15 protein-coding genes and 2 pseudogenes are annotated in these 15,211 nt (G+C 69.0%); 3 read left to right on the top strand and 14 right to left on the bottom strand.

The window, feature by feature from the left end; genetic code table 11:
• Positions 1-100: 100 nt before the first annotated feature.
• Together OH809_RS33795 and OH809_RS33790 are read left to right on the top strand one after the other, a co-directional pair.
• A complete protein-coding gene (locus OH809_RS33795) occupies positions 101-1,063 on the top strand; it encodes a hypothetical protein (protein ID WP_406516000.1) in 963 nt (320 codons plus the stop codon).
• The gene (locus OH809_RS33790) at positions 1,060-1,530 is read left to right on the top strand and encodes an ABA4-like family protein (protein WP_406515999.1); all 471 of its coding nucleotides are present in this window, start codon (positions 1,060-1,062) and stop codon (positions 1,528-1,530) included. The genes OH809_RS33795 and OH809_RS33790 overlap by 4 nt, the downstream gene beginning before the upstream one ends.
• A gap of 20 nt (positions 1,531-1,550) precedes the next feature.
• Here the strand turns inward: OH809_RS33790 and OH809_RS33785 are convergent.
• Positions 1,551-1,874 (bottom strand): annotated as a pseudogene (locus tag OH809_RS33785) (ABC transporter permease); the annotation flags it as partial.
• 319 nt (positions 1,875-2,193) lie between these two features.
• Here OH809_RS33785 and OH809_RS33780 point away from each other — a divergent pair.
• Positions 2,194-2,655, top strand: coding sequence for an SPW repeat protein (locus OH809_RS33780; protein ID WP_406417843.1), 462 nt, complete (start codon positions 2,194-2,196; stop codon positions 2,653-2,655).
• A gap of 140 nt (positions 2,656-2,795) precedes the next feature.
• Here the strand turns inward: OH809_RS33780 and OH809_RS33775 are convergent.
• The 13 genes and pseudogenes from OH809_RS33775 to OH809_RS33715 form a co-directional block, all read right to left on the bottom strand.
• Positions 2,796-2,986: pseudogene (locus OH809_RS33775) on the bottom strand (TetR/AcrR family transcriptional regulator); the annotation flags it as partial.
• Between the two features lie 73 nt (positions 2,987-3,059).
• Entirely contained in the window at positions 3,060-5,894 is a 2,835-nt protein-coding gene (locus tag OH809_RS33770) for a DEAD/DEAH box helicase (protein ID WP_406515998.1), read from the bottom strand.
• Between the two features lie 50 nt (positions 5,895-5,944).
• Positions 5,945-6,835, bottom strand: a complete 891-nt coding sequence (locus tag OH809_RS33765) for a diacylglycerol kinase (RefSeq protein WP_406515997.1) — start codon at positions 6,833-6,835, stop codon at positions 5,945-5,947.
• Positions 6,836-6,853: 18 nt separating this feature from the next.
• Positions 6,854-7,804 (bottom strand): twin-arginine translocase subunit TatC, encoded by a 951-nt coding sequence (gene tatC, locus OH809_RS33760; protein ID WP_406417849.1) that lies wholly within the window; start codon positions 7,802-7,804, stop codon positions 6,854-6,856.
• Positions 7,805-7,865: 61 nt separating this feature from the next.
• Entirely contained in the window at positions 7,866-8,156 is a 291-nt protein-coding gene (gene tatA, locus OH809_RS33755) for a Sec-independent protein translocase subunit TatA (RefSeq protein ID WP_266987647.1), read from the bottom strand.
• Positions 8,157-8,404: 248 nt separating this feature from the next.
• Complete coding sequence (locus OH809_RS33750) at positions 8,405-8,602, bottom strand: hypothetical protein (RefSeq protein ID WP_406417851.1); 198 nt, start codon at positions 8,600-8,602, stop codon at positions 8,405-8,407.
• Between the two features lie 51 nt (positions 8,603-8,653).
• Positions 8,654-8,923, bottom strand: a complete 270-nt coding sequence (locus tag OH809_RS33745) for a hypothetical protein (protein WP_406424821.1) — start codon at positions 8,921-8,923, stop codon at positions 8,654-8,656.
• Positions 8,924-8,950: 27 nt separating this feature from the next.
• Entirely contained in the window at positions 8,951-9,907 is a 957-nt protein-coding gene (locus OH809_RS33740) for a helix-turn-helix transcriptional regulator (protein ID WP_406417853.1), read from the bottom strand.
• A 15-nt stretch (positions 9,908-9,922) separates the two neighbouring features.
• Entirely contained in the window at positions 9,923-10,876 is a 954-nt protein-coding gene (locus OH809_RS33735) for a helix-turn-helix transcriptional regulator (protein WP_406417855.1), read from the bottom strand.
• A 197-nt stretch (positions 10,877-11,073) separates the two neighbouring features.
• Positions 11,074-11,445 carry an FKBP-type peptidyl-prolyl cis-trans isomerase gene (locus OH809_RS33730; RefSeq protein ID WP_037700522.1) on the bottom strand — a complete coding sequence of 124 codons (372 nt, stop codon included), beginning with the start codon at positions 11,443-11,445 and terminating at the stop codon, positions 11,074-11,076.
• 43 nt (positions 11,446-11,488) lie between these two features.
• Positions 11,489-12,436, bottom strand: a complete 948-nt coding sequence (locus tag OH809_RS33725; protein WP_406417856.1) for an FKBP-type peptidyl-prolyl cis-trans isomerase — start codon at positions 12,434-12,436, stop codon at positions 11,489-11,491.
• Positions 12,437-12,562: 126 nt separating this feature from the next.
• Positions 12,563-13,924, bottom strand: coding sequence for a Pup--protein ligase (gene pafA / locus OH809_RS33720; RefSeq protein WP_393300360.1), 1,362 nt, complete (start codon positions 13,922-13,924; stop codon positions 12,563-12,565).
• A 9-nt stretch (positions 13,925-13,933) separates the two neighbouring features.
• On the bottom strand, positions 13,934-15,193 hold the full coding sequence (locus tag OH809_RS33715) for an MFS transporter (protein WP_406417859.1): 1,260 nt from the start codon (positions 15,191-15,193) through the stop codon (positions 13,934-13,936).
• Positions 15,194-15,211 lie beyond the last annotated feature (18 nt).

The raw sequence follows: 15,211 nt of genomic DNA, 5'->3' as shown, positions 1-15,211 counted from the left end.
CCGCCCTTGCCAACCCCACATCCCATCATAGATAGTTCCACTATCGGATAGCAGAGAGTCCCACTATCCATAATCTTTGATCTTCACAGGGAGTACACCCATGCCGTCATGGCGTTCCTGGCACCGCCCGTTAGTCCTCTTCGCCGCGGCGATGGCCGTCATGGCCGTCGTCTCCGGAGTGGGGCTCCTGGTCGACGACCGGGTCCTCGCGGGCTCGGCGATCTGGTTCAAGCCTTTCAAGTTCGCGGTCTCGTTCGTGGCGTACGCCCTGGCGCTCGCCTGGATGCTGACGCTCCTCACCCGCGGCCGGCGCACCGGCTGGTGGGCCGGGACCGTGGTCGTGGTCTCCAGCCTCGCCGAGATGGCGATCATCACCGCGCAGGTCATCCGCGGGAAGCGCAGCCACTTCAACCACGCCACCCCGTTCGACGAGCGGCTGTTCACCGCGATGGGCGTCACCGTCGCCGTCCTCTGGACCGGAACCCTGGTCATCGCGATCCTGTTGCTGCGCGCCCGTATCCAGGACCGCGCCGCCGCCCTCGCGATCCGCTCGGGGGTGTTCATAGCGCTGGCGGGCGCGGGAATCGGCTTCCTGATGACGCAGCCGACTCCCGAGCAGCGGGCTGCCGGGAACCTCGACACCGCGGATGTGATCGGCGCACACTCCGTCGGCGTACCCGACGGCGGCCCCTCGATGCCGCTCACCGGCTGGTCGACGACCGGCGGCGATCTGCGCATCCCGCACTTCGTCGGCATGCATGCGCTCCAGCTGCTCCCGCTGCTCCTGCTCGCCCTGGTGGCGCTGGCCCCGCGCTTTCCCCGGCTGGGCGATCCACGGGTCCGGCTGCGCCTGATGCTCGTCGCATCAGGCGCGTACGCGGCGGTCGTCGCCCTCGTCGCGTGGCAGGCGCTGCGCGGGCAGTCACTGATTCATCCGGACGGCGCGACGCTCACCGCCGCGGCACTCGCCCTGGCCGCCACCGCCGCCGGAACGTATGCGGCGCTGCGACCGATTCCCGTACTCCGCACCGCGGATTCCGTCGAGAAGGAGCTCATGGCATGACCGGCGCACTCTTCGAGGTCTCGTTCTGGCTGGCAGCGCCCTTCTGGCTGCTCATGATCCTGGCGCCGCACTCGCGGCCCACCGCGCGCCTCGCGGCGTCCCCGCTGACCGTTCTGCCGGTGCTGGCCGTGTATCTGCTGATGGCCGTACCGGTCTTCCCCGAACTGTGGACTGCCGTGCGCAGCCCCAACATCGACACGTTCCGCGACCTGACCGTGCTGGCGAACGGGGCGGGGGCGATCTGGGCGCAGGTCATCGCGTGGGACCTGCTGCTCGGCCAGTGGATGTTCCTGGAGGGCCGCCGGCTGGGTGTCCCCGCGCTGGTGATGAGCCCTCTGCTGGTGCTGACGATTCTGCTGTCGCCGTTCGGCCTGCTGGTCTTTCTGGTGCTGCGCGCGGTCCGGAAGTCGAGGAGCCGGCCCGGGGAGACCCTCCCGGACCGGTTCCACGACGCGGCGCTCTCCTGACCCCGCGGCCGCACGCACCGTCAGACGGACTTCTGGTACGAGCGGAAGGTGCGGGTCGACAGCCGGACCGCCACCGCCGCGACGACGAGCAGCGCTCCCGCGCGGCTGAGCACCAGCCACCAGCCGGGATCGGCGGTCAGTGCCGAACGGCCCGCCACCATCGCCCAGTTGACCGGGTTGAAGTCGGCGATCTGCCGCATCCAGGACGGCATCCGGCTCGGCGCCATGAACGAGGACGAGAGAAAGGTCAGCGGCAGCAGCAGGAACGTGTTGATACCGATGATCGACTCACGCCGGCGGACCAGCATCCCCACCAGCGCGTTGGAGAGCGCGTCGAAGACCGTACGTCTCGGCCTGCAAGTCGGGCCGGCCGGGGTTGCGTCACCGCCCGGCCGGTCTCCGCCGTGTGTACGGCATGGGCGCGATCCCGCCACGCCGGACGGAGCCCCTGCGCGGCCCGCTGCCGGGGTACGGGGACCGGCTCCTGCGCACACCCGAGCCGGCGGTCCTGGCCCAGCGCCTGGACGCCCAGGAATCATAAGATCCACATGGTTCGAAATGTACACATAAGGCCGAGATAAGCGCAGAATGGTGGCGCAGGCGCCTACAGCACACCTTCCTCACACCGCGGTCGGGCCTGCAGGATCGAAGGAGACGACTCTCATGTCCAACGTCTCACACACCCGCGCTGACATCACCAGTCATCCGGATGTTTCCGAAATGCGGGAGCGCTATGCCCGCATGCTCGGTGGTCGCGATGTGGCGCTCGTCGACGGACCGGTGTTCCTCGTCGGCCTCTACTGCGCCATTTCGCCCTGGGTACTTCACTTCACTGCCAGCCAGCCCACCCTCGTGCAGCACAACCTGATCATGGGGATCGCGATCGCGGTGCTGGGACTCGGGTTCACGGTGATGCCGGACCGGATGTACGGCCTGAGCTGGGCCATCTGCGCCATGGGCATCTGGATGATCATCTCGCCGTGGGTCGTCGGCAGCAGCCCCGACATGGGCGTCATCCTCAACAACGTCATCATCGGCGGTCTGGCCGTACTGCTGGGGCTGGCCTGCGCCGGAGTGGCGATGAAGAGCAATCGGACCCAGAGGGTGCCCCCTGCCGGTCCCTGAACGACGAAGGAGCGTGAGCTTCCGGCCGGTCCGCACCCAGCGGACCGGCCGAGGCACGTCCGGGGAGGGTCCGCGGGGTACGCGTCCACCAGCAACGGTGCGCGGGCTACGCGCGCTACGCGCCCACGATCCCTGGCAGGCAGCGCCGCATCCGCCGTCGCCTCCGCGAACGCGGCCACCGGCCGTTCCGGCTCACCAGGATCACGCCTTCGATCAGCCCGAAGACCAGGTCGGCCCGGAGTGCCGGCTCCTGCTCGTCCGGCGCAGCCCCCGCCCGGGTCGCCGCCTGCAGCGTCCCGTACGCCTCCTTCAGCTGCGCCCGCACCCGGTGGGCGGGCTCGGGCGGGGCCGCCGCAGGCGCCCCGTCCCAGGCCCGGTCGAGCGAACCCGCAGCGCACTCCCCGTCACCCCACCGAGCTGTACGCCACAACCCCCCGGAGCACCGCATCCGTTGCCTTGCGTGCAGTGCGCGCCACGGACCCGGCGCCCGCGCCCGGCGGCGCCGCGGCCGCGATCTGCCCCAGCACATCGATGACCTGCTTGCACCACCGTACGAAGTCCCCCGCGGGCATCTCCGCCTCGCGCAGCACCTCGTCCAGCGTCCGCCCCGACGCCCACATGTAGACGGCCCAGGCGAATCCGAGATCGGGTTCCCGCTGCCCGACCCCCTCCGCCTGGTTGATCTTGAAGTCCTCCTCCAGGGCGTCGAGCCGCCCCCAGATACGGACCATCTCGGCCATCGCCGTCTTCGCCGGCCCGGACGGCAGCTTCGGCGCCACGGCGTCGTCCGCCTGCCGCGCCTCGTACACCAGCGCCGACACACACGCGGCAAGTTCCGCCGGGTTCAGCCCCTCCCAGACCCCTGCCCGCAGGCACTCGCTGGCCAGCAGGTCCAGTTCGCCGTAGAGCCGGGCCAATCGCCGCCCGTGCTCGGTGACTTCATTGCCCCGCAGATAGTCCAGCTCGGTAAGGAGCGCCACGATCCGGTCGAAGGTGCGGGCGATCGTGTTCGTCCGCCCCTCGATCCGCCGCTCCAGCTGCTTCGTGTCCCGCTGCAGCCGGTGGTAGCGCTCCGCCCACCGCGCATGGTCCTCGCGCTCATTGCACCCATGGCACGGGTGGGCCCGCAACTCGGCCCGGTAGCGGGCGATCTGCTGGTCGTCAGCGGCCTCGGCCCGCCCCCTGCGGTGCCGCTCCGGCACGATGTGCCCTGCCTTGGTCCGCAAGGCCGACGCCAGATCGCGCCTCGACTGCGGCGACCGCGGGTTGAACGACTTCGGCACCCGCATCCGCTCCACCGCCTCGACCGGCACGGGGAAGTCTATGGAGGCGAGCCGCTTGACCTGCCGCTCGGCGGTGAGCACCAACGGCCGCGGCCCATCGTTGTATTCGAGCCCGCGATGCGCGTTGGCCCGCCCGGCGGGCAGCCCCGGGTCCAGCACCAGGGCCAGCCCGGCGAACTTCCCGGTCGGGACGTGGATGACGTCGCCCGGCTTCAGCTTCTCCAACGACGCCGCTGCGGCGGCCCGCCGCTGTGACGCGCCGTGCTTGGCGAGCTCCGTCTCCCGGTCCTTGAGATCGCGGCGCAGCCGTGCGTACTCCTCGAAGTCGCCGAGGTGACAGGTCATGCCCTCGCGGTAGCCTTCGAGACCCTCCTCGTTCTTCTGTACCTGCCGGGAGATCCCGACGACCGAGCGGTCGGCCTGGAACTGGGCGAACGAGGTCTCCAGCAGCTCGCGCGACCGGTGCCGCCCGAACTGCTGCACCAGGTTCACGGCCATGTTGTACGAGGGCCGGAAGCTGGACCGCAGCGGATACGTACGCGTACCCGCGAGTCCGGCCAGCGCCCCCGGGTCCATGCCGCGCTGCCACAGCACCACCGCATGGCCCTCGATGTCGATGCCCCGCCGCCCGGCACGCCCGGTCAGCTGGGTGTACTCGCCCGGGGTGATGTCGGCGTGCTGCTCCCCGTTCCACTTGACGAGCTTCTCCAACACCACCGATCGCGCGGGCATGTTGATGCCGAGGGCGAGGGTCTCCGTCGCGAAGACCGCCTTGACGAGCCCGCGTACGAAGAGTTCCTCGACGACCTCCTTGAAGGTCGGCAGCATGCCCGCGTGGTGCGCGGCGATGCCTCGCTCCAGACCTTCGAGCCACTCGTAGTAGCCGAGGACATGGAGATCCTCGGGAGGAATGGACTCCGTCCGCTCCTCGACGATCTCCCGCACCAGACGCCGCTTGTTCTCGTCGTTGAGCCGCAGTCCGGCCTGCAGACACTGCTGCACGGCGGCCTCGCAGCCGGCCCGGCTGAAGATGAAGGTGATGGCGGGCAGCAGCCCCTCGGCGTCCAGCCGGTCGATGACCTCGGGCCTGGACGGGGTCCAGATCTTGCTGCGCTGGCGCCGCTCGCGCTCGCGGTCGGCCTCCCGCACCATCTTTCCGCGGCGGCGCTCGCGCGGGTTGTATCCGCGCTGGTTCTCCATGCGGGCGAGCCGGACGAGGTCGGGGCTGACCTCGCGGCGGCCGACGCCACGGCCGCCGTGGTCGGTCTCCTCCTCGAAGAGGTCGTACATCCGGCGGCCCGCCAGGACGTGCTGCCAGAGCGGCACGGGCCGGTTTTCGGAGACGATGACTTCGGTGTCACCGCGGACGGTGTCCAGCCAGTCGCCGAACTCCTCGGCGTTGGACACGGTCGCCGACAACGACACCAGGGTCACCGAATCCGGCAGATGAATGATCACTTCTTCCCACACCGCGCCGCGGAAGCGGTCGGAGAGGTAGTGCACCTCGTCCATCACCACATAGCCGAGGCCGCGAAGCGCCTGGGAGCCCGCGTACAGCATGTTCCGCAGCACTTCGGTGGTCATGACGACCACGGGTGCGTCCCCGTTGACGCTGTTGTCGCCGGTCAGCAGGCCGACCTTGTCCGCGCCGTAACGCTTGACCAGATCGGTGAACTTCTGGTTGGACAGGGCCTTGATCGGTGTGGTGTAGAAGCACTTGCGGCCCTGGCGCAGCGCGAGATGCACGGCGAACTCGCCGACGATCGTCTTGCCCGACCCGGTCGGGGCCGCGACCAGCACCCCTTTACCCGCCTCCAGGGCCTTGCATGCATCGATCTGGAACGGGTCCAGACCGAACTCGTACAACTCACGGAAGGGCGCGAGTGCCGTGGCCTGCTCGGCGACGCGGATCCGGAATGCCTGGTATCGCTCAGCTGGTGAGAGGTCCTCTGTCATCTTGGTTACGAGCCTACCCGTCACCTCTGACAGTCAGCGCGATCTTTAATTCACTGTGCAAGAACCCTGGCCGCGCCCGGCACACAGGTAGCGGTGAGCGGCAGGGCGCCGAGCGGTTCACCGTCCGCATACGCGGTGACACCGGCCGCGACCAGCTCGATCGACGAGACCCGGTGCACGGTGACCTGAGGATGGCCGAGGTGCGTGCCCTTGTAGACGCGGGGGAACACCTTGAGCAGGGTGGTACGGCTGCAGTCCCCGACGACGGTCACGTCGAAGAGCCCGTCGTCCATGACGGCGTCCGCACAGATCCGCATTCCGCCGCCGTACGTGGACCCGTTGCCCACGGCGATGAGCGTCGCCTCGATCTCCTGGACCGGTCCGCCGTCGAGCCTGATGCGGTACGGGATCGGTCTGAACGCGGCGAGTTCGGCGAGGATCGCCAGGTCGTACTTGAACCGCCCGCCGGCCCAGCGCATCCGGTTGCCCCGGTCGTTGACCCGGGAGTCGAAGCCGGAGGCGAGCACCGAACCGAACCATCGCTCCCCGACCCGGCCCAGGTCGATCTCGCGGACGCTGCCGCCCTTGAGCGCCTCGGCCGCGAGCCGTCCGGCGGCGGCCGGGTCCCGTATCGGCAGGCCGAGGGCGCGGGCGAAGTCGTTGCCGGTGCCGACGGCGACGACGCCGAGCGGTGTCATGGTCCCGGCGACGGCCTGGAGGGCGAGGGACATCATGCCGTCCCCGCCCACGGCTATCAGCGCACCGGTCCCGCCCGCGACGGCCTCACGGGCCCGCCGCAGCGCGTCGTCGGCGTCCTCGCCCAGCACCGTGCGCACGGAGAATCCGGCGGCCCGCAACGCGGAAGCGGCCGGCTGCGCGGCGTGCGCGCCCCGGCCGCGTCCTGCGGTGGGATTGACGAAAAGGGTGATCTCGCTGGTCACCCGGGGGACCTTACAAGGTCAGGTGATGTCGTCGTAACCGTTCACCCGGTCACGGTCCGGCCCCGCTTGCGCGGGCAGCGACCCGGACGTCGACACCGATTCGATCTCACCGATGTCCTCGGGGGTCAGGTCCAGCTCCGACGCCTCGTCATCGGCGGGTCCCTCCGCCGCGCGCCGTGCCTTGCGGCGGTCGTTGAGGAGCGAGAGTGCAGTGGCACAGAAGTACAGGACCCAGATCGGCCCGGCGAGGGCCAGCATGGTGAGCGGGTCCGTACTGGGCGTGGCCAGGGCGGCGAAGACCGTGATTCCCATGATCATCCCGCGCCACCAGCCGAGCATCCGCTTGCCGGTGATGACCCCGCCGAGGTTCAGCATGACGAGCAGCAGAGGCAGCTCGAAGGAGAGTCCGAAGACCACAACCATGCGCGTGATCAGGTCCAGCAGGTCATCGAGCGGCAGCTGGTTGTCCAGGCCGGCCGGCGAGAAGTCCAGCAGGACCTTGGCCATCGTGGGCAGCGTCTTGTACGCGAAGAAGCCACCGGCGAGGAAGAGCGGGAAGCCCGCGCCGACGAAGGCGAGCGAGTACTTCTTCTCGTGCTTGTGCAGACCGGGGGCGACGAACGCCCACAGCTGGTAGAGCCAGATCGGTGACGAAAGGACGACACCCGCCATGAGGGAGACCTTGAGCGCAAGGGTGAACGGCGTCAGCAGACCGTTCAGGACGATGCGCGCACAGGTGCCGTCCTCCTTCTTCGCGAGTTCGGCGAAGCTCGAATCACAACCGACCGCCTTCAGCACCGGGTCGGTGAAGAACTCGATGATCCCCTTGTAGAAGAACGCGGCGACGATCGTGACGACGACGATCGCCAGCAGAGCCTTCACCAGCCGGTTACGCAGCTCACGCAGGTGCTCCACCAGGGGCATGCGGCCCTCTGCGTCCGTCTCCTGCGTGCGGGCAGACTTGAGCAACCCACGTCCTCATCTCGTGCAGCAGGTGGTCACCATCACGGCGCCTGCGTCGGCCCGGTTGTCAGCGGTTGGTCGAGTCGGTCGGCTCGGCAACCGGACGCGAGCTCGTCACATCGCCGGGCGCGGCCTTGATGGTGCGCGGGGCGGCCTGGTCCTGGGCGGCATCGTTCGGCGGGTCCGCGGGGGTGGCCGTCGCGGCACCCTCGGACTTCATCGCCTTGGCCTCGCTCTTGAGGATGCGGGCCGACTTGCCGAGCGAGCGAGCCATGTCAGGAAGCTTCTTCGCGCCGAACAGCAGAACAATGACAACGAGGATCAGGATGATCTCGGGAGCGCCGAGCCTTCCGAACATATGCGTGTACCTTCTCACCGAGGCAGCAGGGGTGGGGCTGATCGAGCGTCGGACAGACGCCCGATCTTCGTACTGTCAGCGATCGTATCCCGCAGGAGTAAACGCAGGGCAATACCCAAGCATCCTTGCGATTACGGCCCATGCCTCGCTCTCAGGGCCGCCATCAGCAGCGTACCCTCCGAACCTGAGAAACTGGAGGCCCCGCCCGCCCCGATCGACCGGTCCGGCGCACAGCTTCCTCGTCCGTGTCAGCGCAACGCCTCGCCGGTGGCGGCGAGATCGGTTGCGGCCCGTTCGAGATCCTCGGCCGCCCGGTTGATGCGCCGAGTGGTACGGGTCACCTGTCGCCCCAGGCGCTGGGCCTCGACGAACACCTTGATGGCCAGTACGCCGAGGACGGCGATCCCGAGGAATCCCAGGGCGATGGCGAGCATGGGCCAGAACATGCGCAGAGCCTCGATGTTGTCTAGGTGTCGCAGGAGCCGGGTGTCCGTGTGTCAGGAGTTCTGAAGGCTGGTGTGGAGGCGCAGCGTCCGCACGCCCCCACCCGTGAGGAGTTCCACTATCCGCTCCCCCGCGGGTTTACGGACGGCAGCGCCGCACTCGGGGCAGGTGAACGAGTAGAACGTGGTGCGACGGCTGGAGCCGATGGCAAGGCGCAGGGCACCCGCCGCGAGCTCGAAGCGCCCGCGGCAGTCCGGGCAGGCCGCCTTGAACCGTACGGACTCCGGTACCACCACAGTTGAGATACCCGACATCACGGACATATTGCTCACATCTCCTCAGGTATCCGTTCAGGCAGGGCCGTCGTAGGCGGCGAGCGCTGCCCGCGCCGCCTGCTGCGCGCTCTGCGCCAGCTCCGGTGGGGCGACGATGCGCCCTTCCCCGCCGAGCCGCAGCGCAAGCCTGCGCAGCGACGCCGGATCGGGCGTGCGCAAGGTGATCCGCAGTCCGCCGTCGGTCAGTTCCTCCGCGCTGTCGTGCGGGTAGTACTCGGCGACCCACCGGCCACCGGGCCCGACCTCGATCACCACCTCGGGGTCCTCGGCCGCCGGCTGCACCAGCCCCTCGGACAGGTCCCGCAGTTCCAGCTCCGGCGGTGCGGACGGCTCGTCCAGCAACCGGATCTCGGCGACCCGGTCGAGCCGGAACGTACGCCGGTCCTCGGAGGACCTGCACCAGGCCTCCATGTACGTATGCCCCACGGCGAACAGCCGGATCGGGTCCACCTCGCGCTCGGTGAGCTCGTCGCGCGCGGGTGAGTAGTACCGCAGCCAGAGCCGGCGCCGCTCCGAGATCGCCCGGTCGACATCGGCGAAGACGCCGCCCTCGGACTCGAAGGTGACCGAGAGCCGGGAGCTCGCCGCCCCGACCTCACCGGCCGCCGTCTCCAGCTTGGCGGTGGCCCGCAGCAGTGCCTGCCGGTCGCTCTCCCGCAGCCCCGGCAGCGTCGCCACGGCGCGCGCCGCGACCAGCAGGGCCGTCGCCTCGTCCGCCGCGAGCCGCAGCGGCTCCGCCACGTCGTCCGGGTTGTGCCACCAGATCCGGTCGCCGTCGGTGTCGATGTCCAGCAGATCGCCGCCCCGGAAGCTCGTCCCGCACATGGGCAGGACGTCGAGGTCCGAGATCAGCTCGTCCTCGGTGATCCCGAATGCCCGGGCCACGTCCTGCACATGGGCGCCGGGGCGCTCCCTCAGATACGTCACGAGGGACAGCATCCGGCGCGTCTGGTCGATCGCGTTCGTCGCCATGAATACGGTCCCTCCTCAGTCCTCGGCCACGGCACGCAGCCGGTCCACCACATCGGCCCGCAGATCCGCGGGTTCCTGCACGACGACGTCCGGGCCGAACTCGACGAGCCAGGCGTCGAGACCGTGTCCGTACGGAATCTCCAACTCTTCCCAGCCGTCGCCGAGTTCCCGCACCGATATCGCCCGCGAGCGCAGCGGGTATCCGGAGCCGGACCGCAGCCGGATCAGCGCGGTCCGGGTCGCCGTCTCCCCCGCCCAGCTCTCGACGGTCTCCCGGACGGTCACCACGTCGGGCACCTCGGCAGTGAAGACCCCGGCCCGCGAGCGGACCCGGCCGGTGATCCGGGAGAGACGGAACACCCGCTCGGCACGACGGTCCCGGTCCCAGCCGGCCAGATACCAGTGACCGCGCCAGCACTCGAGCGTCCAGGGCTCGACCTGGCGCTGCTCCGGGCGGGCGGCGTTGGCCTTGCGATAGTCGAAGGTGACCGGACGGCGGTCCCGGCACGCCAGCATCAACGGCTCGAACGCTGCCTCATGGACCGGGATACGGGGCTCGAGGGCGCTGTGCACCTCGTACGCGTCCTCGGCCTCCGGCATCCCGGCGGCGCGAAGCTTCTGCAGCGCGCCACTGGCCGCGCCCGCGAGCCGGGCCTGCTGCCACACCTTTGCCGCCAGGCCGAGCGCCGCGGCCTCCTCGGCGTCCAGCGTGATCGGCGGCAGCCGGTTGCTGTCCCGGCGGGCCAGATAGCCGATGTCGCCGTCCAGGTTCTCCACGGTCTCGATGACCAGACCGAGCTCGCGCAGATCGTCCTTGTCCCGCTCGAACATCCGGTTGAAGGCTTCGTCGGAGCCCGCTTCCAGATAGGCCTCGATGGAACCGCGCAGCTCGCGCTTGCTGAGCGGGCGCCGGGTCCCCAGCAGGCACAGCGCCAGGTTCATCAGCCGCTCGGCCTTGGCAATCGCCATCGGCGCCCTTTCTCTACGTGCTCTACGACCCTCGACCGTACCGCTCCGGAGTGTCCGGACAAAAGCGAGGAGGGTGCTGAAGATCTCGGCGCCGCGAGAGCGGCCAAGATCTTCAGCACCCTCCTGGAGTCCACGCTCCACGGCACGAGGGCCCGTGCGGTCCCGCACGGGCCCTCGTGATGTGTCCGAGGGAGGGATCAGACGGCGATCAGGTCGCAGACGAAGATCAGCGTCTCGCCGGGGGCGATACGGCCGCCGGCGCCGCGGTCACCGTATGCGAGGTGCGCGGGGATGGTCAGCTGGCGACGGCCGCCGACCTTCATGCCCTGCACGCCCTGGTCCCAGCCGGAGATGACCTGACCGACGCCGAGCTGGAACTGCAGCGGGGTGCCGTGGTTCCACGACGCGTCGAACTCCTCGCCGGTGGAGAAGGCCACGCCCACGTAGTGGACCTTGACCATGTCGCCGGCCTTGGCGACCGCGCCGTCGCCCTCCCAGATGTCCTTGATCTCCAGGTCGGCCGGCGGCTCGCCGCCCGGGAAGTCGATCTCGGGCTTCTCGATGCTCACTGAACTGCTCCTCCACATGAATAACTGGGCAACCGGGACAGTCTTACATCTTTGCCAGCAGGTCCACGGCGAAGACCAGGGTGGAGTTGGCGGGGATGGACTGCTGAGCCTTGTCACCGAAGGCCTGGTCCGGCGGGATGACCAGCAGGACACGGCTGCCGATCTTCTTGCCGATCAGGCCGTTCTTCAGCCCCTTGAGGGTCACCTGGGCCAGCGGGAAGGTCTGGGTCTTGCCCGTGGCGTACGTGCTGTCGAACGTCTTTCCGTCCTTCCACAGCAGGCCCACGTAGTTCACGACGACGCTGTCGGTCTCCTTGATGACCTCGCCCTTGGACTCCAGGATGTAGTTGGAGACGAGCTTCTTCGGCGGGTCGGTCTTCTCCGGGATCTTGACCGTCGGAGCCTTGCCGTCGGTGTTGGTGCCCACCTTCGGCAGGTCGATGTTGTCCTGGGCGACCGCGGTGCCCTGGGCCGACGCCGGGATGTGCGTCGCCTTCAGGATGTCCACGACGAAGACGAGGGTGGCGTTCGGCTTGATGTCGCCCTGGCCCTGCGCGCCGTAACCGAGGTCCGGCGGAATGACGAGCTGGACGCGGCTGCCGACCTTCTTCCCGAGGAGGCCCTGGTCCCAGCCCTTGATGACCATGCCGGCACCGAGGGTCAGATCGAACGGCTGCTTACGGTCGAAACTGTTGTCGAACGGCTTCGTGGAGTCCCACGCCTGCCCCAGGTAGTTGACCTGGATCGCGTCGCCGTTCTTCAGCGTCGCGCCCTTTCCCTCACTGACGACACGCGTTTTCAGATCCTTGGGAGGATCGCCCTCTCCCTTGGACAGGGTGGGCTTTTCACCGAACTTCGCACCCGCGGTGATCGCGGGAAACGCGTTATTCGAGGCGGAGGCTGAAGCGGAGTCGGATCCCTTGCCGTTGCCGCCGCACGCCGCTGTCAACAGCAGCAGGGGGACAACGAGAAGGCCGGCAAGTCGGCGCACTGGTTCCTCAGATCTCAGACGGCACAGTTGATTGGGTCCCCGACACTCTAGGGCGTGCACAGGGCCCCGCACGAGGAACGTACGGGGCCCGCGTCGCACAAGAGCCGAGGCGCGTCCTGCGCCCGGTCACATACCCGCGATCAGCTTCTCCACTCGATCGTCCACGGAACGGAACGGGTCCTTGCACAACACCGTGCGCTGCGCCTGGTCGTTGAGCTTGAGGTGGACCCAGTCGACGGTGAAGTCCCGCCGCTGCTCCTGGGCCCTTCGGATGAAGTCACCGCGCAGCCGCGCCCGGGTGGTCTGCGGGGGCACGGACTTGCCCTCGAAGATCTTCAGGTCGTTGCAGATGCGGGCGGCCTGCCCCTTCCGCTCCAGCAGGTAGTACAGCCCGCGGCGCCGGTGGATGTCGTGGTAGGCGAGGTCTATCTGGGCGACCCGCGGATGCGACATCGTCATGTTGTGCTTGGCCCGGTACCGCTCGATGAGCTTGTACTTCATCACCCAGTCGATCTCGGTCCCGATCCGGTCGAGGTCCTCGGCCTCGACCGCGTCGAGCGTACGGCCCCACAGCTCCAGGACCTGTTCGACGGTGCCGGTGCGGATGCCGCGGCGGTCGACGAAGTCCACGGCCTTCTCGTAGTACTCCCGCTGCACCTCGATGGCGGACGCCTCGCGGCCGCTGGCGAGGCGCACCTTGCGCTGACCGGTGATGTCGTGGCTGACCTCACGGATCGCCCGGATCGGGTTCTCCAGCGTCAGATCACGCATCACCGTGCCCGCTTCGATCATGCGGAGCACCAGGTCCGTCGCGCCGACCTTGAGCAGCATCGTCGTCTCGGACATGTTGGAGTCACCGACGATGACATGGAGGCGGCGGTACCGCTCCGCGTCCGCGTGCGGTTCGTCACGGGTGTTGATGATCGGACGGGAGCGCGTCGTCGCGGAACTGACGCCCTCCCAGATGTGCTCGGCACGCTGGCTGACGCAGTAGACCGCGCCACGCGGGGTCTGCAGCACCTTGCCCGCACCACAGATCAGCTGCCTCGTGACGAGGAAGGGAATGAGGATGTCCGCGAGCCGGGAGAATTCTCCGTGCCGCGCCACGAGGTAGTTCTCGTGACACCCGTAGGAGTTTCCCGCCGAATCGGTGTTGTTCTTGAAGAGATAGACGTCGCCCGCGATTCCCTCCTCGTGCAGGCGGCGTTCGGCGTCGACAAGCAGGCCTTCGAGAATGCGCTCGCCGGCCTTGTCGTGGGTGACCAGCTCGGTCAGATTGTCGCATTCGGGGGTTGCATATTCCGGATGCGATCCCACGTCGAGGTAGAGGCGGGCGCCGTTCCGCAGAAAGACATTGCTGCTGCGGCCCCATGACACGACACGGCGGAAGAGGTAGCGCGCCACTTCATCAGGAGACAGTCGGCGCTGTCCCCTGAACGTGCACGTGACGCCGTACTCGTTCTCCAGCCCGAAAATGCGGCGGTCCATGACTGAACATTACGCCTGATGGCCCGAGCTGAAACCGGGTTGGACAGCACCGTTTTGATCATTTTCCGATCCCTGCACGGAAACGTCCGTACGCCCGGGAACTGCGAGGACCCTTCCCGTCGCCAGCAGAACCATCAGTGCGGCCACTCCACCGGCCCCCGCGACGGCGAAGCTCCACGCCGTACCGCCCAGCTCGACGGCCGGGCCCGCCAGGGCCGTTCCCGCCGCCGCGCCCACCCCGAACGTCGTCACGAGCCAGGAGAATGCCTCCGTCACCGTGCCCCGCGGAGCATGCCGGTCCACCACGATGAACGAACACGCGATCGCCGGCGCCAGGAACACCCCGGCCAGCGCGGCCAGGGCGGTCATCGCCACCACATCCGGTGTCAGCATCAGCGGCAGATAGCCGAGGGCCAGCAGCGCGACGATGACCCGCAGCCGGCGCTCCGGCGCTCCGGCCCACTGACGTGCCCCGTACACCGCCCCGCCGATCAGCGCGCCGAGACCGAGCGCGGCCATCAGCCAGCCGTAGACCGCTTCCCGGCCGTGATCGTCGGCGTACGCGACGCCCGCCACCGTGATCGAGCCCAGCGCGACCCCGACGAAGAAGAAGGAACCGAGAAGCGCCAGCAGCCCCGGCGAGCGCAGCGCACCCAGCCAGTGCGCCTCGCGGGGCGCCGAGCGCCAGGTACGGGAGGGCTCCGACACCACCACGGAGAGCGCGCCCAGCACTCCTATCGCGTTGATGACGAGCAGCGCGGCGGCGGGCGACCAGAGCGAGACCAGCACCGTCACCAGCAGCGGGCCCACGGTGAACATGACCTCCTGGGCCACGGCGTCCATGGCGTACGCCCGGTGCACCCGGTCCTCCCTCCCCAGGACCGTCGGCCACAGCGCCCGCAGACCGCCCTCCAGCGGCGGCGTGAACACCCCTGCCACGATCACGGCCCCGTAGGCCAGCGGAAGCGATCCGAGGCCCACCAGAGCCAGCAGGGACATGCCCAGCGCCGAGACGACGGACGCGGGGAGCTGGACGCGCGGCTGGCCGTACAGGTCCACCGCCCGGCCCAGGAGGGGCTGCCCGACCGCGGTGGCGAGGCCGTACACCGCCGCGAGCGCCCCCGCGAGGGTGTAGCTGCCGCCCTCGGCCCGGGTGAACAGGACGATCGCGATGTGGGCGGTGCCGCTCGGCAGCCGTCCCACCAGCGTGCCGATCAGCAGCCGTGCGGCATGCCGCGCCCGGAGGATGTCCAGATAGCCCGCGGCCATGTCCGCCCCTCTCCGCCG

This window comes from Streptomyces sp. NBC_00873 (assembly GCF_045207415.1).
Taxonomy (GTDB): domain Bacteria; phylum Actinomycetota; class Actinomycetes; order Streptomycetales; family Streptomycetaceae; genus Streptomyces.
The sequence above is the reverse complement of the archived record's forward strand: the minus strand, read 5'-3'. Positions and strand labels throughout refer to the sequence as shown.